We start from the raw sequence: 16,309 nt of genomic DNA on the forward strand, positions 1-16,309 counted from the left end.
TGCCTTGATCCTGTTCTTTAATACTGTCTGATAGCGGCAAATGCACGCTGTAATTTTTGTTTGTCTTTTACGCCTGGCGACGATTCAACGCCAGAGTTAAGGTCTAGCCCTAAACAATCTTGATGGGCGGCTTGCTGTGCGTTTTCTGGCGTGATGCCACCTGCTAACATCAATTTACTTTTATCTTGCTTGGCTAAGATTTGCCAATCAAAGGCTTGCCCTGTACCGCCAGATTGACCGCCTGCACGGGTATCAAATAATTGCATATCGGCAGCTGGGCAAAGCACTGGCTCAGCGCCATCAATGGCGATGGCTTTCCATACTTGGCAATGCGCCGGCAATAATGGTCTTAGGGCTGCAATATAGTTTTCGTCTTCTTCGCCATGTAATTGCACTGCCTGTAAACCTAACTCATTGGCAATGGCAGCCACTTGCGCGGCGTCATGGTTTTGAAACACGCCGACATATTCAAGGGGCGCGCCTGTCATCACCGCTCTGGCTTGCTCAGGCGACACGTAGCGCGGCGATTTTTCGACAAAAATTAGGCCGCCTAACACCGCTCCCGCAGCATAGACATCAGCGGCCGCTTCTTTACTGGTCAAACCACAGACCTTGTTATTACCTAAGATCAAGCGGCGACACGCAAGCTCGACATTGTCTTGTGCCATGATGGAGCTGCCAACGAGGAAGCCCTTGGCAAAGTGGCGTAAATCTTTCACTTGATCGTGATGATAGATGCCTGACTCACAAATCACTACCTTGCCTTCTGGCACTAAAGGTGACAGGGTTTTAGTGCGATTTAGGTCGGTACTTAAATCACGTAAGTTACGGTTATTAATGCCGTAAATGCGTACATCCAGTGCCAGTGCGCGCGCCATTTCTTGCTCGTTACTGACTTCGGTTAAGATGCCCATGTTGTAACTATGAGCAACCTCAGCCAAGGCGATGTATTCTTCATCGCTAAGTACCGACAACATCAGCAGCACCGCATCGGCTTGATAGTGGCGCGCTAGCTTAATTTGGTACGGATCTATCACAAAGTCTTTGCATAACACGGGTTGGCTGACTTGATTACGCACTTGAGTGACATAGTCAAATTGGCCTTGAAAGTACTTCTCATCGGTTAATACCGAAATAGCACTGGCGTGGTTTTTATAGGCGCTAGCAATCAGGTCTAGGTCGAACTCTGGGCGAATTAAGCCTTTTGACGGTGACGCTTTTTTACATTCTAAAATAAAATGCGTGCCCGGCGCTTCAAGTGCGCCATAAAAGTCGCGCTCGGTGGGCTTTAATAGATGTTCAAACTCGGTCAAAGGCTGGCTTAGTTTGCGCGCCTCGAGCCAAGTTTTCTTATCTTCGATGATCTTACCTAAGATGGTGTTTTCCAATTCAGACTGCAGTGGCATTGCTCATCTCCGCTAATTTATTCACCAAGGCTAAAGGTTTGCCGCTTTGCATCGCATTGATTGCAAGCTCGGCGCCTTGTTTAAAGTTGTTGGCCAGACCATTGAGCACTAACAGTGCTGCGACGTTAATGGCCACTGCGCTTTGCTGAGCAGGTGTCCCTTGGCCTTGTAAAATTTGCTCAATAATGGCTTTGTTTTCTTCCGGTGTTCCGCCCACAATGGCCTCAATAGGGTATTCTTCTAAACCAAAGTCAGCCGGTGTCACCGTGTATTCCTTGATAATGCCATCTTGCAATTCAGCCACTTGGGTTGGGCCATGCAGGGCAAATTCATCGAGGCCTGAGCCATGCACTACCATTACGCGCTTCATGCCTAGGGTTTTATGCACTTCGGCAATTGGGCGCAACAAACTGGCATCATAAACGCCATTAAGTTCGGTCGATGGGCGTGCTGGGTTAACCAGTGGCCCTAATACATTAAACAAGGTGCGGGTCTTGAGTGCGGCGCGCACAGGACCCGCAAAGCGCATGCCCGCGTGGTATTGCGGGGCAAAAATAAAGCACACGTTAAGCTCGTCCAAGCATTGGCGCGCTACTTCTGGGCTCATATCAACATTAATGCCAAACGCACTCAGTAAGTCTGATGCTCCCGATTTACTGGATACGCTGCGACTGCCGTGTTTACACACTTTTAGGCCACAAGCGGCGGCCACAAAGGCACTTGCGGTGGAAATATTGATGGTGCTAAACCCATCTCCGCCGGTGCCAACAATATCGGTGAAATCATACTCGGGACGAGGAAACGCCTTCGCGTTCGCAAGTAAGGCTGACGCAGCGCCGGTGATTTCCTCTGGGGTTTCGCCTTTGATTTTCAGTGCAGTGAGCGCGGCTGATAATACAATCGGGTCGACTTCGCCTTGGATCACTTGGTTAAAAAAGTCATGGCTTTGCTCGGCACTGAGCGATTGCCCTGCAAATAAGGTGTCTAATATCTGGCTCATGAGGCTGTCCTTAGCTTCTGCTAGCTGGCTGCGAAAGTATGGTTAAACTGGCTTCTAACAGCTTAGCGCCTTCGCTGGTCAAAATTGATTCGGGATGGAACTGAAACCCGATCACCCGATCTTGTTCTTGATAAATCGCCATTGGCATGTCGTTAAAGCTGGCAACAATTTTAAGGCTATCTGGCACAAAAGTCCCTACCAGCGAATGATAACGGGCAACGGGAAGGGGTTGGCTTAGGCCTGCGAACATGCGATTGCCACAATGGTTTATGTCGGATGATTTGCCGTGCATGATTTCTTCGGCTGGGCCAACAATACCGCCATAGTGCTCAATCAGTGCTTGATGGCCTAAACATATACCCAGAATAGGTACTTGGCCGCGGCATAATTGGATCAGTTCGGGCATACAGCCGGCTTCGGACGGACAACCTGGACCCGGTGACAGTACGAGTACCGAGTTTGGGATGGCATCGAGTTCGGCTTTGATTTTATGGGCGTCCACACTGTTACGATAAATTTTTACCGAATGGCCTAGGCTGCGAAATTGATCCACCAAGTTGTAAGTAAAAGAGTCGAAATTATCCAGTAATACTATGGTGTTTAGGGCTGTATTAGTCATGGCTGACGGCCTCCAATGTGGTGCCATGAGCCTTAGCAATGGCGTTAAGTACGGCTGCCGCTTTATTGCGGGTTTCATCGGCTTCGGCTTGTGGCTTGGAGTCATAGACTACGCCAGCACCGGCTTGGACATGAGCGACTTGGTTTTGCACAAAGGCCGAACGGATCACGATACAGGTATCCATTTCACCTTGGCCGGTAAGATAGCCCACGGCGCCGCCATAACTGCCGCGGCGCTGCTTTTCTATCTCACGGATTAATTCCGAAGCGCGGATTTTCGGTGCACCGGTCAAGGTACCCATGTTCATACAGGCTTGGTAGGCATGCAACGCATCTAAATCATCGCGTAATTTACCCACCACGCGAGATACTAAGTGCATTACGTGGCTGTAACGGTCTACTTTAAGTAAATCGGCCACATGGCGAGTGCCTGGCTCAGAAATACGGGCAACGTCGTTACGAGCGAGGTCGACTAGCATTAAATGCTCAGACATTTCTTTCTTATCGAGGCGCAGTTCTAATTCAATTCGGCCATCGAGATCTTTGTTGATGCTGCCGTCAGGGTTAAAACCGCGGCGACGTGTCCCTGCAATCGGGTAGATTTCGACATCGTTCGATTTATGGCAGTACTTAATCGCGCTTTCAGGTGATGCGCCAAATAACACAAAGTCCTGATCGTTTAAGTAAAACATATAAGGACTTGGGTTGGTTTCTTTAAGCTTGCCGTAGGCACTAATTGAGCATGGGCAATCAAGAGAGAAGCTGCGTGAGGGTACCACTTGGAAGATATCGCCTTTGCGAATGTAGCCTTTTAAGGTTTCGACTTGGCGACAAAATTCGACGTCGGATACATCAACGCTGATTTTACTGTCAATGATTTGCTCGGTAGTGGCTGGGCTGGGGCTGAAGGTTTCACAAAGGCTGGCGATTTGATTAAGGCGTTGGTCTATTTTTGTTTGGTTGGCTTGGCTATCTGGGCCGCTAAATATCGAACCAATCAGTTCACAGCGCTGCTTTTGATGATCTTGCAGCAGTAGGGTTTCCGCCACGTAAAATAGATAATCAGGGCACTGGTTGGTGCCATTCGGAACCGTGGGTAATCGCTCAAAGGTGCCGATAAAATCATATGAGAAAGCGCCGCCAAGGAATAGGGCTTCGTTTAACTCAGAGTCGGTTTTGACCTTGTTGATGATGGTGCGAAGGCCATCGACAGGCGAATGGGATTTTAACCTAGTGTCTTCGTCCGAGTCGCGATCTGGCTCGGGGAAGGTGAGCTGTAACGTACGCTCTGTTAGCTGTACTTTTACTTTTTCATCAAATTGTTCGGTTAAAAATACCAGTAGGTTATAGCCATTGTCGGTTAATGCTTGCATGGTCACTTCAAGATCATGACATGCGATGCGCACTGCGGCGTCGAGTAACATTAAACTTTTTAGGTCTGCTTTACTGTCAATTTCTGCTGAGTCAAGCAGCAGACTGTTGTCGCCCTCGCGACTTAATGCTTGATACAGTGGTAAAGATTCTGCGCTGTATTGGCTAGGCCGGCGCAGGGTGGTTAGCTCACCCGTATATTCTGTATTTTTCATTTTAACTCCGATGTGAATAACAAATTGTTTTTATGAGGTTCTATTGTTGATTCACCATCGCCAATTGTGTTTTCTTACCTGAATACGCATTTTAACAGTCCTAATACGAAAAAAGCCCGCTTAGTTGCGGGCTTTTTGTCGGTTTTCTTAAAATATTTTACATATAACAAACCACACAACCCGCTTATATTGGATTGTGCCACCACCAAATTAGAGAAGAATGTGTTAAATTAGACATCTTGGCGTTTTCGTTACATTTAAAGATGCCTAATTCTTCTTTTATTTGGCCTATAAAGTCAAGTTATATTTATGGAACAGTGATGTTAGTCGACTTTCATTCTCATACGCGGTTTTCAGATGGCTTGTTAACGCCGCAAGAGTTGGTGCAACGGGCGGTTGAGCGTCGGGTTGATGTGCTTGCCATTACGGATCATGACACCACGGCTGGGATTGAGCCCGCTCGTGCTGCTATCGCGGAATTGGCGCTACCGCTAACCTTAGTCAATGGGATTGAAATATCATCGGGCTGGGAAAACCATGAAATTCACGTAGTGGGATTACGATTAGACATAACGGATCCCGCTTTACAGGCATTTATTGCTGGCCAAAGTGAAAAACGTGAAGCGCGCGCCATCGAAATAGGGCGTCGGCTAGAGAAAAATCGCCTACCAGGCTGCTACGAAGGAGCTAAAGCCTTGGCCGGAGAGGCTCAAGTTACCAGGGCGCATTTTGCCCGATATATGGTCAATGCAGGAATAGCTGATTCATTTCAATTGGTGTTTAAAAAATACCTAACCCGAGGTAACCCAGGCTATGTGCCTCATAATTGGCCCGATATGGCGCAGGCGATCGCGGTGATCAAACAAGCTGGTGGGGTCGCGGTGTTAGCCCACCCAACGCACTATAAATTGTCTAACAAATGGTTGAAACGTTTATTAAGTGATTTTAGCGCCGCCGGTGGCGATGCCCTTGAAGTGGCGATGTCACAACAATCTCCCCAAGACCGGATAAACTTAGCTCAATGGGGCAAGGCGGCTGGCTTAAAAGCCTCGCAAGGCTCTGACTTTCATCTTGTCAGTAGTTGGTCAGATTTAGGACGTAACCTATATTTACCAAAAGATGCAGAGCCTATTTGGCAAGATTGGCCTGAATTGGCCGCCAAATCATAACAAAACAATAAGAGTCAGTTGCGCCTTTTAAATGATATGGGCGCATGCAAAGGAAAAATAATGAGTCAATTTTTTTATATCCACCCCGATAATCCGCAAGTGCGCCTTATCAATCAAGCCGTTGAAATTGTAAAAAACGGCGGAGTGATCGTTTATCCAACCGATTCGGGCTACGCCATAGGTTGTCAGCTAGGTAACAAAGCGGCGATGGAGCGCATTTGTCAAATCAGACAAATCGACAAAGATCATAACTTTACGTTAGTTTGTCGCGATCAATCTGAGCTTGCTAATTACGCACGCGTGGATAATGCCGCATTCAGGTTGCTGAAAAATAATACGCCAGGTGCCTACACCTTTATTTTTAAGGCAACCAAAGAAGTGCCTAAGCGTTTGATGAATCCGAAAAAGAAAACCATAGGTATCCGTATTCCTGACAATAACATTGCCTTGGCGTTATTGGAGAAGCTGGAAGAGCCGCTGATGTCTTCAAGTTTGATTTTACCGGGCAACGATCATACCGAATACGATCCCGAAGAAATTCGTGACCGTTTAGAGCGTCAAGTCGAGCTGATCATAAACGGCGGCTACCTTTCTGAGAAACCGACCACTGTGGTGGATTTTTCTGAAGGTGAGCCTGAAGTACTACGTCGTGGTACAGGTGATCCTAGCCCGTTTGAATAAACGCAATTTTTATTAAGGGATTTACCGCAAAGCTGCTACAATTTGCGCCCTTTAAAAATGACTGCTGTGAAGTAGGCAAACCAATTGGTTAATAGCAAAAAGCTCACATGGGGTGAGTTTCTATTTATGAATTTGGCGCACCAGTCAGTTGAATCTCGGCGAGCAGTCCATGATGACTGCGCCAATCATTGTTAGGAATGAACATGAGTGAAAAAATCCAAAAACTATTAGCACGAAGCGGCCTTGGTTCGCGTCGTAAAATGGAAGAGCTGATCGCCGAAGGCAAAGTCAGCGTTGACGGTAAGATTGCCAAGTTGGGCGATCGCGCAGAAGCGGATCAAGTGCTTCGCGTTGAAGGACGCATCATCGCAACCAAAGCCGAAGAAGACGTGGTATGTCGCGTGCTCATGTATCACAAACCAGAGGGTGAACTTTGTACTCGCTTTGATAGTGAAGGCCGAGCCACCGTATTTGACCGTTTGCCTCGGGTACTTGGCTCGCGCTGGATTGCAATTGGCCGTCTGGATATCAACACCGCAGGTTTACTGCTGTTCACAACCGATGGTGAACTTGCTAACCGCATGATGCACCCAAGTCACGAAATTGAACGTGAATATGCAGTGCGGGTATTTGGTGAGGTAGATGATGAAATGCTGCGCCGCTTGAAAGATGGTGTCAAGCTTGAAGACGGCATGGCCGCTTTTAGTAAGATCAAAAAATCGGGCGGTGAAGGCATCAATGAATGGTTTAACGTCACCTTAAGCGAAGGTCGTAACCGCGAAGTACGCCGTTTATGGGAAAGCCAAGGTGTACAAGTAAGCCGATTGATCCGAGTTCGATATGGTCAACTGAATCTGCCTAAAGGTTTACCTAAAGGGGGCTGGAATGAGTTACCGCTTAAAGAAGTGAACTTGCTACGCACCGCGGTTGGGTTAACGCCTGAAACCGAAACCAAGGTTAAAGTAGATAAAAGCCCTGCGCGTAAGCAAAACAACCGCATTCGTCGTTCGGTTAAAAAACATCAAATGAAACAGAACACCGAACGCAAGAAAACGCGTAAGCGTTAAGTTTAACTCGTTGTAATAAACCTGCTGCGGCAGGTTTTTTTGTTTTTAAACTGCCACTGCAGTTTTTGTTTGTTTTTAAACTGCAATCGCAGTTTTTGTTTGTTGTACAACTGCATGAGCAGTTTTTGTTATGTTTTGTTTAGGTTGAAAGTGCCATTAAATTTGACCTTGAGCCGAGGTTCGACAGTTAAGTGAGAGTATCGCTAGCCTTCATTGAGCTGGAGGAGTAAAATCGCCGCAATTTTTATCATACTAAGTCAAAGACAAATCGAGAGAGAACGAGATGGGAAGAGCTTACCAGAACCGTAAAGATTCGATGGCCAAAACGGCCGGCATGAAAACCAAAGTTTATTCTAAATACGGTAAAGAAATCTATGTAATCGCTAAGAATGGCGGCCCAGATCCTGACACTAACCTTTCACTGCGTCGCATCATTGAAAAAGCGAAGAAAGATCAGGTACCGAGTCACGTTATTGAACGTGCAATTGAAAAAGCAACTGGGGCAGGCGGTGAAGATTACACCCATGCACGTTATGAAGGCTTTGGCCCTGGTGGCTGTATGGTGATTGTGGATTGTTTAACCGACAATACCAACCGCTCTCACATGGAAGTACGCCAAGCATTCCTTAAAAATGGGGCGAAACTTGGCGCTCCTGGCTCTGCGGCGCATATGTTTGATCACCTTGCTATCCTTGCTTTTAAAGGCGAAGACGACGAGGCGGTACTTGAAGCACTGATGATGGCGGATGTTGATGTCACTGACATTGAAAACGAAAATGGCGTGATCACGGTTTTCGCTCCGCACACAGAATTTTTCAAGGCTAAGACAGCCTTAGCTGAAGCAATGCCTGAGCTAGAGTTCGACGTCGAAGAAATTACTTTTGTGCCACAAACGCAAGCGCCGATCACAGGTGAAGATGTCGCCGTATTTGAGAAGTTCTTAGATATGCTAAACGATTGTGATGATGTACAAGACGTTTACCATAACGGTGAAGTAGGCGAGTAATTATTTACATTACAGCGTCATAAAAAAATAGCCGGGAAACCGGCTATTTTTTTGTCTTAAATTTAATTGGGATTATAGAGTGCCACTGGCAGAAAAGTGCTTGCGAGCAAACTCGATGCGCTCCTCTGGCTTCATTTTTTTATCACCCAAACTTTCAACTAACTGCAAGCGTGGCAGCAAGCCTGCGCCATTGGCGACTTGAATGGCTAAGCCGGGTCGTGCATTCAGCTCAAGTAGCATAGGCCCTTTGTCGCGATCCAATACCATATCGGTACCTAGGTAACCTAAGCCTGACATTTCATAGCAACTTGCTGCCAAATGAATAAGCGTGTCCCACTGGGGAACCACAAGCTCATTTAATGCTCTGCCGGTGTCGGGATGATGCGTCACCGGATCGCCAAATTGTACTGCGTGCAGTGCTTTACCTGTGCCAATGTCGATACCTACGCCTACCGCACCTTGGTGTAAGTTGGCTTTACCATCTGAGTCGGTGGTTGATAGGCGCATCATCGCCATCACCGGAAAGCCCTTAAAGACGATAACGCGTACGTCAGGCACGCCTTCATAGCTAAAGCCATCAAACGCAGTATCGAATTCAATCAGTGACTCAATCACGGCAACGTCTTGTGCGCCACCGAGACTGAATAAACCGGCCAGAATGTTCGACACATGGCGTTCAAAATCTTCATGGGTTTCTTCTGCGCCATTGGGCTTATAGTAGCGATCATGTTCGACTTTAGTGATCACTAAGATACCTTTACCACCACTTCCCTTAGCGGGTTTGATCACAAAGCCCGGATGTCCTTTGATCAAGTCTCCAACTTTGCCCACTTCGGCTTGAGAGCTAATGACACCAATTAAAGCCGGCGTGGTGACCTTGGCATCTTGCGCAATGATCTTGGTTTTTAATTTGTTATCCACCAAGGGGTATAGGCTGCGCTTATTGTAACGGCCGATATAGTGACCGTTACGTTTGTTCATGCCCATAATACCTTTGGCTTTTAGCTTAAATGGATTGGCTAAACCAAACATGATTACTTCTCCACCATAGATTTAAAGCGGCGTAATTCAGATAAGCGATAACCTGTATAGCTACCTAACAGCAGTACTAGTGACATGATGATTAGCTGTAAGCCAAGGAAGTTAAAGGTAATATGGCGTACATAGTCATTATTCATTGCAAGGTAGGCTAGTACCGCAACCAATAAGCTACCACCGCCTTGACGCAGTACCTCTTTGGCGCCTTCTTCTTCCCATAACACAGACATGCGCTCTATGGTCCAAGATAAAATAATCATCGGGAAGAAGGTGATCTTAAGGCCTTCACTTAAGCCTACCTTGTACGAGACCACCGAGAATAAGCCGATCATCAATATAACCATGATAATAACGGCGGATATTCGCGACACCAGCAGTAGATTGAGACGTGACAAATACGAGCGAATGATCAAGCCAGTGCCGACAACTAAGATAAAGCCTATTAGGCCCGTTAGTAGGCTAGTTTGAATAAAGGCCATGGCAATTAACACCGGCATAAAGGTACCGGATGTTTTTAATCCCACGATAACGCGCATTAACACCACAACAAGCACACCAAATGGAATCAATAAAATGCCTTTAAATAGTGCCTGTTCTTCAATTGGTAGACTTTGGATTGAGAAGTTAAGTAAATCTTGGCTGCTCAATTTCTCTTTTACCGCCATCAGAGCTGGCTGCTCTTGTTTGATCATAGAGAAGGTCACTAACGAGTTGTAGCCGCCTTCTAAATCCAGTAATGATGAGTCCGTCTGTTCCCAAAGCAGCAAGTTTTCACGATTAGCTTCTTTACCTGTTTTGGCATCGAATAATAGCCATTGCTCCCCTTCGTACACTTGAACAAAGGCATTAAGAGGCTGGCGGCGACGGCCATCTTCGAGCTTAAGACCGCCAACAACACGAGCGCTGATATTGGCTTGATTAAGCAGCTTCACGACTAAATATGAGCGATCTGGCTCACTGCTCAATAATAGCTCGGCATTTTGGCTAAGATCATTACTGGCGAATTGTTTCAGCAATTCACGGGTATAACTAAACGCATCTGCGCTTCGTTGGGTCACGTCTAAAGTGAGTTGCTCAGCAGCGGTGCCGTAGGGTTCAACCCATTCTGGTGACGTTACTTCAGGAATGGCTGCAAGACCACCGAGATCGGTATTGTCGTCTTCTAACAATTGAACTTTATAGAAGAGCTCTTGGGTTCCTGTGGCTTCACGTATGGTCCATTCAGCACGCGGCATATTGTCTTTTTGAATAAAGTTAAGACCATAACCAGGTGAGGCTGCATTTTGATGTAATAGTGTAAAACCAGGTTGGCTTATCGGCGTGGCGAGGGATGCTTTAACCGCTCCCCCATTAGCAACAAATTCGATTTTGGCATCCACCGACCATACCGTGCGTTTGACCCCTGGGGTTAGTGGCACTTCAAAAGCCACATGGCGTTGGATGGTTAGGGCGAGACCTGTCACAAATAATAAGGTAACGAGAATATAAAACGGGGTTTTTGAGGCCATAGTAAAAAAATGATCCTGCTAGTTTAATTAAATGATAATAAAAGTAAGGCGAGCTAAAAGCTCGCCTGAAAATTAATTTGGTTTAAATTCTGGATGTATTTGCTGCTTACCAGGATCAACCAGAGTGATATCCTTTAAGAATTCACGTCCAAGTAACACGGGATAATTCATTTGCCCACGGTTAGCTAAAGTAAACTCAGCGGATTCCTTAATACTGCCTAAACGTATGTTCAGTTTAACAACAGGACGTCGCTCTGTTTCATCGCTGCTTGATTGTCGAATATTAGAGTAGCGAACAATTTTTCTTTCCACGGTAACCGCGGGTTCGCTTTCTTCATGGGCTATTTCAAATTTAACCCACTTTTCGCCATCGCGCTCAAATTCGGTAACATTAACCGCGTGAATAGAAGAAACGGCCGCTCCGGTATCGACGCGAGCAAGCAAATTGATTTTTGGCGGCGAAATGTGTACCCATTCTTCTTCACCCACAATCACTTTATCCGCTTTGGTACCTTCGATTACCGCATTTTTTGACTCAGGTGGCTTCTCACATTTAGGCGCAGGCAGTGGTGCAGGGGCCACGACTACCTTTTGCTTTTTATTTTCAGCAATAAAGGTGTTTTTTACGTCTTGTAATTGCAGGCTTTGCTGCTGACGTAATTGCTCAAGTTCGGTGGTCAATGTTTGGTTTATTTGTTGGCATTGCGCAATGATGATTTGTTGATTTTGAGCGAGCGCAGAATTTAATTGCTCGGGTGAAACGGTCGGTGTTGCTTCTTGATTACTTGCACATGCGGTTAAGAGCAGTATTGATGTCGCTAACACACTTTTTTTAAACATATTTTTTTCCTAACAAGGTCACACTTTTTAGAACTCAACTAGTGGGCAAAACTAAGGCAAATACCACTAAACTACAAGTGGTACGGGCATATTTATTTTAGCTTAACCGTTTTTCTGGATTACGCGCGATAATCACGGCTCTTTTCGGCGCAGGATGACCTTCAATGGTCAAACTTGGATCATACGGGTCAAGAAAATCTGTCAGCGACTCATTTTTCATCCATTGCGTGCTGCGCTGCTCTGCTACCGTGGTTTCACTAATGTCGACGATACGTACATCTTCAAAATCACACTTCTCAACCCAGCCTTTTAAGGCCTGTGCACTTGGGATAAACCAGATGTTACGCATTTTGGCGTAACGATCAGCTGGGACCAGCACATCATTTGGACCGCCATCGATAACAATCGTTTCCAATACCAGTTCGCCGCCGGGAACTAACTGAGATTTGAGCTGTAAGATGTGATCGATAGGCGATTTACGATGGTACAGCACGCCCATTGAAAATACCGTATCAAACGCTTTTAGCTCTGGCAGCTCTTGAATACCGAGCGGCAATAAATGCACATTTTGGTTGTTGTTGGCAAAATGGCGAATGGTTTCAAATTGGCATAGAAACAATTGCGAGGGATCAACGCCCACCACAAACTCGGCCCCTTCACCTAACATGCGCCACATATGATAGCCATTACCACAGCCCACATCGAGCACATAGCGATATTTAAGTGGGCTGATATGCGGCAACAAACGATCCCATTTAAAGTCGGAGCGCCATTCAGTATCAATATGGACGCCGTGAACCGTGTAGGGGCCTTTGCGCCAAGGATGAAATTTGCCTAATAAATTGGCTAATTTGGCTTGTTCACCTTGAGGTAACTCACCCAGTTGACCTACGCTAACCTGATCTTTGAGGTTAATATGTTGGGTTTCGATTGGCGGGAACTTTTTCAGTACTTTCTGCCAACTCGGAAATTCCCCTCTTAGGTTTTCTTGCTGCCATAGGGCTAATTGTGCTGGTAAGGTCGTTAACCAATGGCTCAGCCGATTTTTCGCAATTTGCTGATAAAAGTTATTAAAATCAATCTGCACTTAGTTACCTCAAATACCTTATTGTTATTATTATGGGTTTATTTAATGGCTACCATAGAGCCGAAGTTAAAGCACTGGAACCACATGTCGACGTTGCTAAACCCTGCTTGATATAAGCGCTGCTTATTCTGCTCTATGGTATCAGGCACCATGACGTCTTCGAGAGCACTGCGTTTTTGACTGATTTCAAGTTCGCTGTAGCCATTTGCACGCTTAAAGTCATGGTGCAGTTCAAACAAGAAGTCGTGGGTGATGTCGTTGTCAAAGTGGAACTTTTCCGATAATACCAATACGCCACCAGGCACTAAACCTTGGTAGATTTTCTCGATCAGGGCATGGCGTTTACTTTTTTCAATAAACTGCAAGGTGAAATTGAGTACCACGATACTTGCATTGCTGATCTCAATATCGCAGATGTCTTGACACATAATGCTCACGGGCACATCACTGCGAAACGCATCCACATGCAATTGGCAGCGCTCAACCATGGCGCTTGAGTTATCTACGCCAATGATCTCACAGTTAGGCTGGGTTAAATTGCGACGCATTTCGAGGGTCGCTGCGCCTAAGGAGCAGCCGAGATCATAAAGTTGCGTATTTGGCTTGGCAAAGCGTGCGGTGATCATGCCAATGGCCGAAATGATATTGGAATAACCCGGCACTGAACGCTTAATCATGTCAGGAAACACTTCGGCCACTTTTTCATCAAAGGTAAAATTACCCATTTGTTCAACGGGGGCGGCAAAAATCGTGTCTTTGTGTTTCATCGGGCTCTCCCTTTTGCTAGGGGGCGTATTTTAATCAAAGCGTCTGCCATTGTGAAATACCTTAGGGATTAATTTCTGAATCGGTTGGTCGCTTATTAACGTCTGAATGCAATTGCCGAGCTTCTGACACCCCCCCTCATTGCTGAAATTTAGCGGCAAATATAGGAACAGGAATAATTTCTGATTGGCTCTTTAATGAAAAGTACATCAAAAACCCTTGTTGATATTATTGTTTTTAATGGTTGGAGTCATTGATAATGCTTTCTCACTTTTAGTAATAACTAGGTTCTGACTCATGAGATATTTTTTTCTATTATTTTGCTTTTTCACTAGCTCAGCTTGGCCTGCAGAAATTTTGTCAGACCTTAAAGCTAAGAGATACCCCCGTCTTAACCAGGAGCTTGAAACCATGTTTTTAAACTTTAGAGAGGGAGGGATTTCTGAGCGTGAGTTTGGACAAGTTCTTCAACCCTTCGCATTAAGTGACCTCGCTCTTGAAGATTTGATTAGTGCTTGGTTGAAAAAGCAGCCTAATACTTGGCAAGCACACCTAGCGGCCGGCATTTACTATCATCATTTAGCTTGGCTAAATAGAGGGGCTGATTACATTGGCAATACCAGCGCGATACAAGTTAGATATATGAAGTCCTACCAAACTAAGGCTACTGCATACCTAACCAGAGTAACTGTACTGGAACCAAAATTATCCCATGCTTGGGCCTATCTTATTAATTTGGCTATGCTCACTGGCGATTCTGATGAAATTAAGCGCCTATACCAACAAGCGAAACGGCAGACTCCAAATTCATTCCTACTACATTGGAATTATGCCACTGCAATTTCGCCAAAATGGGGGGGCTCCATGAAAGCACTGATGGATTTTTCCCAGCAGATGGAAATCGAAAGCAAGGATTGGTCTAACTTGAGGGTTTTAATTGGCTATCAGGATTACGCTGCTGCTGAGATTGCATGGCGAAAGCATAGCGATAAAGATAGCGCGCTTGGCCATCTTCAAAAGGCTTTTCAATATGGTGAAACAATGAGCTACTTAAATCTAAAGGCGCGCATTTTAAGTGCTTCAAAAAATTATGATAAAGCAGAGATGCTTTATCAGCGTTCACTTGAATTAGATAAAATGAATACCGATGCCCTAGTTGGGCTTGCTTGGACTTATTTTAACCAAAAGCAGTATCGACAAGGACTTGAGAATGCCAATCGGGCCTTATCATTAGAGCCCTTATTACCGAAAGCGTTAGCGATAAGAGCTAGAATCTACTCTCGTATAGAACGGCCCAGCGAAGCATTGGCTGACTTAGGGCAAATTGCTCAATATGGAGTGATGTCGCATTCTTTATACCGCTTGCAAGGCAAGTTGTTTTTTTATAATGAAAAAGATTACCAAAGTGCTGAGATTGCTTATCGTTATGCTGCCGAGTTAAAGCCTTCTGACGAACGAGCGTGGTATTTTTTAATGGCATCGCGCTACATGTTAAAAGATTGTCGCTATGTTGATGCCGCTAAACGCTTCGTTAACCTATGTAAACAAGGTGCATCATGTGAAGAGCGTGATCTGAGCTGGAGTAAACAAAATTTAACATGTGCCTTCTAAAGCTATGGCAAGCAAGATAAAAGTACGTGGTCCGTTAAAACATATCCAATTGATTAAACTCGGGCTCAGGCAAGTTAAACCAGCTAGCTGGCTCGCCTAGCATCAGCGCAAACATCTTGGCTAATTCTGGGGCGTGAATGTTGTCCGCCGTGTGTATGTATAAATAGGGCGATTTTCCTTGCGCTAGCCATTGTTTGATGGTTTTTACCCAAGGAAAAAATAGGGCGCGATTATTTTCAAGTTCGATATCACCGATAAAGCGGATCACCGGGTGCTGGCTGGTGGCAATGGCGTGAACAGGCACCTTAGGTTTTTGGCTTTGCCCGTGTTGAATAATCGGGTTGCTGGCATCGGCCAAAAACACGGGGCGAGAGTCCATAATGATCCGGTTGATCTTGTGTTCGATTAAAAAACCATTGAGGCGTTTTTCTACTTCACCCTTTGCAAAATAGGCTAAGTGGCGTACTTCCACCCCATATTGCCAATCTTGGGGCAGTTGCGAAAGAAAACTTAACAGGATGGGAAGATCCTCGGGGCCAAAGCTGGCGGGGAGTTGCAGCTTGATTAAGCCAATTTTGTGTTGCAGTGGGGCAAATAAATTAAAAAACTCGGTTAGCTCTTGGCTCACGCCACATAATCGTTTTTGGTGAGAAATGGTTTGCGGCAGCTTTAAGCTGAACTTGAAATCATCGGGCGTATCTTGTTGCCACTTAGTGACTGTTGCCGGAGTGGGCAGGGCATAAAAGGTGGTATTGCCTTCAACCGTATTAAACACGCGGCTGTAATGAAATAAAGCGCTTTGCTTTGGCTGATTTTGTCTGACTAAACGCGCTTGCCAAGCCGGCTCTGACCACATAGCCATACCGATACGTAAATTTGTGTGAGATGATGCGCCTTGCACGATTTACCCTTGCCTTGCTTTTCCAT

Annotated in this window: 15 protein-coding genes; 5 read left to right on the top strand and 10 right to left on the bottom strand. The window is 45.7% G+C overall.

The annotated features are described in order from the left end of the window. Nucleotides 1–17 precede the first annotated feature (17 nt). The 4 genes from trpCF to ACK8OT_RS05930 are packed head-to-tail and all read right to left on the bottom strand — an operon-like array spanning nucleotide 18 to nucleotide 4,610. A complete protein-coding gene (gene trpCF / locus ACK8OT_RS05915) occupies nucleotides 18–1,406 on the bottom strand; it encodes a bifunctional indole-3-glycerol-phosphate synthase TrpC/phosphoribosylanthranilate isomerase TrpF (protein ID WP_410195574.1) in 1,389 nt (462 codons plus the stop codon). Further along, the gene (gene trpD, locus ACK8OT_RS05920; protein WP_410195575.1) at nucleotides 1,390–2,406 is read right to left on the bottom strand and encodes an anthranilate phosphoribosyltransferase; all 1,017 of its coding nucleotides are present in this window, start codon (nucleotides 2,404–2,406) and stop codon (nucleotides 1,390–1,392) included. Before trpD ends, trpCF begins: the two co-directional genes overlap by 17 nt. 10 nt (nucleotides 2,407–2,416) lie before the next feature. Next, a complete protein-coding gene (locus ACK8OT_RS05925) occupies nucleotides 2,417–3,025 on the bottom strand; it encodes an aminodeoxychorismate/anthranilate synthase component II (protein ID WP_410195576.1) in 609 nt (202 codons plus the stop codon). Continuing rightward, entirely contained in the window at nucleotides 3,018–4,610 is a 1,593-nt protein-coding gene (locus tag ACK8OT_RS05930) for an anthranilate synthase component 1 (protein WP_410195577.1), read from the bottom strand. Before ACK8OT_RS05930 ends, ACK8OT_RS05925 begins: the two co-directional genes overlap by 8 nt. Before the next feature lie 320 nt (nucleotides 4,611–4,930). Here ACK8OT_RS05930 and rnm point away from each other — a divergent pair, with 320 nt between their 5' ends. From rnm to ACK8OT_RS05950, 4 genes are all read left to right on the top strand, one after another. Next, nucleotides 4,931–5,779 (top strand): RNase RNM, encoded by an 849-nt coding sequence (gene rnm / locus ACK8OT_RS05935; RefSeq protein WP_410195578.1) that lies wholly within the window; start codon nucleotides 4,931–4,933, stop codon nucleotides 5,777–5,779. A gap of 60 nt (nucleotides 5,780–5,839) precedes the next feature. Further along, nucleotides 5,840–6,460, top strand: coding sequence for an L-threonylcarbamoyladenylate synthase (locus ACK8OT_RS05940; RefSeq protein ID WP_410195579.1), 621 nt, complete (start codon nucleotides 5,840–5,842; stop codon nucleotides 6,458–6,460). Between the two features lie 203 nt (nucleotides 6,461–6,663). Beyond that, nucleotides 6,664–7,527, top strand: coding sequence for a 23S rRNA pseudouridine(2605) synthase RluB (gene rluB / locus ACK8OT_RS05945; protein WP_410195580.1), 864 nt, complete (start codon nucleotides 6,664–6,666; stop codon nucleotides 7,525–7,527). Nucleotides 7,528–7,810: 283 nt separating this feature from the next. After that, nucleotides 7,811–8,533, top strand: a complete 723-nt coding sequence (locus ACK8OT_RS05950; RefSeq protein ID WP_410195581.1) for a YebC/PmpR family DNA-binding transcriptional regulator — start codon at nucleotides 7,811–7,813, stop codon at nucleotides 8,531–8,533. 72 nt (nucleotides 8,534–8,605) lie between these two features. Here the strand turns inward: ACK8OT_RS05950 and ACK8OT_RS05955 are convergent, their stop codons facing one another. The 5 genes from ACK8OT_RS05955 to cmoA all read right to left on the bottom strand — a co-directional run bounded on the left by ACK8OT_RS05955 (nucleotide 8,606) and on the right by cmoA (nucleotide 13,773). Further along, nucleotides 8,606–9,565, bottom strand: a complete 960-nt coding sequence (locus ACK8OT_RS05955; protein ID WP_410195582.1) for an alpha-L-glutamate ligase-like protein — start codon at nucleotides 9,563–9,565, stop codon at nucleotides 8,606–8,608. A gap of 2 nt (nucleotides 9,566–9,567) precedes the next feature. Beyond that, the gene (locus tag ACK8OT_RS05960; protein ID WP_410195583.1) at nucleotides 9,568–11,079 is read right to left on the bottom strand and encodes an inactive transglutaminase family protein; all 1,512 of its coding nucleotides are present in this window, start codon (nucleotides 11,077–11,079) and stop codon (nucleotides 9,568–9,570) included. 72 nt (nucleotides 11,080–11,151) lie between these two features. Next, the gene (locus tag ACK8OT_RS05965; protein WP_410195584.1) at nucleotides 11,152–11,919 is read right to left on the bottom strand and encodes an ATP-dependent zinc protease family protein; all 768 of its coding nucleotides are present in this window, start codon (nucleotides 11,917–11,919) and stop codon (nucleotides 11,152–11,154) included. A gap of 97 nt (nucleotides 11,920–12,016) precedes the next feature. Then, the gene (gene cmoB / locus ACK8OT_RS05970; RefSeq protein WP_410195585.1) at nucleotides 12,017–13,006 is read right to left on the bottom strand and encodes a tRNA 5-methoxyuridine(34)/uridine 5-oxyacetic acid(34) synthase CmoB; all 990 of its coding nucleotides are present in this window, start codon (nucleotides 13,004–13,006) and stop codon (nucleotides 12,017–12,019) included. A 38-nt stretch (nucleotides 13,007–13,044) separates the two neighbouring features. Then, a complete protein-coding gene (gene cmoA / locus ACK8OT_RS05975) occupies nucleotides 13,045–13,773 on the bottom strand; it encodes a carboxy-S-adenosyl-L-methionine synthase CmoA (RefSeq protein ID WP_410195586.1) in 729 nt (242 codons plus the stop codon). 295 nt (nucleotides 13,774–14,068) lie between these two features. Between cmoA and ACK8OT_RS05980 the strand changes: the two genes are divergently transcribed. Next, nucleotides 14,069–15,382, top strand: a complete 1,314-nt coding sequence (locus ACK8OT_RS05980; protein WP_410195587.1) for a CDC27 family protein — start codon at nucleotides 14,069–14,071, stop codon at nucleotides 15,380–15,382. A 34-nt stretch (nucleotides 15,383–15,416) separates the two neighbouring features. Here ACK8OT_RS05980 and ACK8OT_RS05985 read toward each other — a convergent pair whose 3' ends face one another. Beyond that, on the bottom strand, nucleotides 15,417–16,283 hold the full coding sequence (locus ACK8OT_RS05985; RefSeq protein ID WP_410195588.1) for a DUF72 domain-containing protein: 867 nt from the start codon (nucleotides 16,281–16,283) through the stop codon (nucleotides 15,417–15,419). Between the last annotated feature and the right edge of the window lie 26 nt (nucleotides 16,284–16,309).

Origin of the sequence: Motilimonas thetidivivens, assembly GCF_046452435.1 — a bacterium.
Taxonomy (GTDB): domain Bacteria; phylum Pseudomonadota; class Gammaproteobacteria; order Enterobacterales; family CBDFNC01; genus Motilimonas.

What these genes read in the sequence shown, in the direction of transcription:
- ACK8OT_RS05950 (WP_410195581.1), top strand. Translation starts at nt 7,811, where the DNA reads ATGGGAAGAGCTTACCAGAACCGTAAAGATTCGATGGCCAAAACGGCC.
- rluB (WP_410195580.1), top strand. Translation starts at nt 6,664, where the DNA reads ATGAGTGAAAAAATCCAAAAACTATTAGCACGAAGCGGCCTTGGTTCG.
- ACK8OT_RS05965 (WP_410195584.1), bottom strand. Translation starts at nt 11,919, where the DNA reads ATGTTTAAAAAAAGTGTGTTAGCGACATCAATACTGCTCTTAACCGCA.
- trpD (WP_410195575.1), bottom strand. Translation starts at nt 2,406, where the DNA reads ATGAGCCAGATATTAGACACCTTATTTGCAGGGCAATCGCTCAGTGCC.
- ACK8OT_RS05925 (WP_410195576.1), bottom strand. Translation starts at nt 3,025, where the DNA reads ATGACTAATACAGCCCTAAACACCATAGTATTACTGGATAATTTCGAC.
- cmoA (WP_410195586.1), bottom strand. Translation starts at nt 13,773, where the DNA reads ATGAAACACAAAGACACGATTTTTGCCGCCCCCGTTGAACAAATGGGT.
- trpCF (WP_410195574.1), bottom strand. Translation starts at nt 1,406, where the DNA reads ATGCCACTGCAGTCTGAATTGGAAAACACCATCTTAGGTAAGATCATC.
- ACK8OT_RS05960 (WP_410195583.1), bottom strand. Translation starts at nt 11,079, where the DNA reads ATGGCCTCAAAAACCCCGTTTTATATTCTCGTTACCTTATTATTTGTG.
- ACK8OT_RS05930 (WP_410195577.1), bottom strand. Translation starts at nt 4,610, where the DNA reads ATGAAAAATACAGAATATACGGGTGAGCTAACCACCCTGCGCCGGCCT.
- ACK8OT_RS05955 (WP_410195582.1), bottom strand. Translation starts at nt 9,565, where the DNA reads ATGTTTGGTTTAGCCAATCCATTTAAGCTAAAAGCCAAAGGTATTATG.
- ACK8OT_RS05980 (WP_410195587.1), top strand. Translation starts at nt 14,069, where the DNA reads ATGAGATATTTTTTTCTATTATTTTGCTTTTTCACTAGCTCAGCTTGG.
- ACK8OT_RS05940 (WP_410195579.1), top strand. Translation starts at nt 5,840, where the DNA reads ATGAGTCAATTTTTTTATATCCACCCCGATAATCCGCAAGTGCGCCTT.
- rnm (WP_410195578.1), top strand. Translation starts at nt 4,931, where the DNA reads ATGTTAGTCGACTTTCATTCTCATACGCGGTTTTCAGATGGCTTGTTA.